The sequence below is a fragment of the Thermoflexus hugenholtzii JAD2 genome (assembly GCF_900187885.1).
Taxonomy (GTDB): Bacteria; Chloroflexota; Anaerolineae; order Thermoflexales; family Thermoflexaceae; genus Thermoflexus; species Thermoflexus hugenholtzii.
Genome location: NZ_FYEK01000013.1, coordinates 1 through 1,060 on the forward strand (window position 1 = coordinate 1; position 1,060 = coordinate 1,060).

A 1,060-nucleotide genomic window follows, 5' to 3' on the forward strand; every position below is an offset into this window, starting at 1 on the left:
TGTCCAAGAGCACGGCGGTGCGCAGGCTGCGCGGGCCCTGGCTCCGCAGATGGGCCTGCAAATACCGCAACGTCAGCCCCGCGTCCACGATGTCCTCCACCAGCAACACGTCCCGAAAGGTTGTCACCTCTATCCAACTAAGTTCACCCAATCCACGCCGATGTCCTTACAACGGCGATAAAGTTTTCGATCAGCGGTCCAGAAGGGAGCGCCAAGCTGCTCGCTGAGCGCCAGATATTGAGCATCATAGGTCGTCATTTGCCCCAGGCGCTCCGCCCATATCAGGGCCTGAGCCAGCAGCTCCGGGCTTGCGGACACCCGTTGGATCGGCAAGCCGAAACGGTGAATCAATCCCTCCAGGGCGGCCTCTCGTGACAACAGATTCTGGGCCCACTGCTTGCGCAGCGCTGCGGCAATCTCATAGTCCCAGAGCGCAGGGACCACTAAGTTCACCCCCTGTCGCAACCATTCTTCCATGCGGTCCCGGCATGCGCGGGAATACAACAGCGGGCAGACCAATGCCACCCCGATGTTGGCATCTATGACGACGGTTTCCACGCTTCCTCCATCCGACGCTCGTGGGCTTCTCGAACCTCCCGCACCGGATCGCCCGGATAGATTCCATAGCGAGCTTCTGCCTCGGCTCGGATGCGGTCCAGTTCAGCCAGGATCCGAAGCGCTTCGGGTTGAGGGGTCAGTCGGCGGCCCGGAAGCGGCGGATGTTCCCCCTGCCTGGACTTCAGAAAACGGATGAAGTCCAGGACCTCCAGGATGCGATCCTCCGCCAGTCCTTCCAATTCCTGGAGGATGAGCTCCCGAATACCAGTGTGGTCCATCACTTCCTCCTGGCAGTCGGGCCTAAGCGGATCCAATGACCCGGCTGCGCGATTGCTCGTGTTCAGCATAGCACAACGAACGGAGAAGAGACAAAGGACCCCATCCCCACGCAGGGAATCCCGCTCTCGCTGCTTCACAGGAAGCGCACCGCCCCGATGTAGGGCAGGTGGCGGTAGTGCTCCGCCCAGTCGATCCCGTAACCCACGACGAAAAGATCCGGGAT

Annotated in this window: 3 protein-coding genes and 1 pseudogene; all 4 read right to left on the reverse strand. The window is 61.1% G+C overall.

Going from position 1 to position 1,060, the window contains the following annotated elements; translation table 11 throughout:
• Positions 1-127, reverse strand: a 127-nt coding sequence (locus tag CFB18_RS15820) for a phosphoribosyltransferase family protein (protein ID WP_320410125.1), incomplete at its 3' end; no start/stop codon positions are given.
• 2 nt (positions 128-129) lie between these two features.
• Positions 130-558: a type II toxin-antitoxin system VapC family toxin gene (locus CFB18_RS03995; RefSeq protein ID WP_088570521.1), complete on the reverse strand. Its 429-nt coding sequence runs from the start codon at positions 556-558 to the stop codon at positions 130-132.
• Positions 540-836: a hypothetical protein gene (locus CFB18_RS04000; RefSeq protein ID WP_088570522.1), complete on the reverse strand. Its 297-nt coding sequence runs from the start codon at positions 834-836 to the stop codon at positions 540-542. The genes CFB18_RS03995 and CFB18_RS04000 overlap by 19 nt, the downstream gene beginning before the upstream one ends.
• A gap of 134 nt (positions 837-970) precedes the next feature.
• Positions 971-1,060: pseudogene (locus CFB18_RS16470) on the reverse strand (hypoxanthine phosphoribosyltransferase); the annotation flags it as partial.

What these genes read in the sequence shown, in the direction of transcription:
- CFB18_RS04000 (WP_088570522.1), bottom strand. Translation starts at nt 836, where the DNA reads ATGGACCACACTGGTATTCGGGAGCTCATCCTCCAGGAATTGGAAGGA.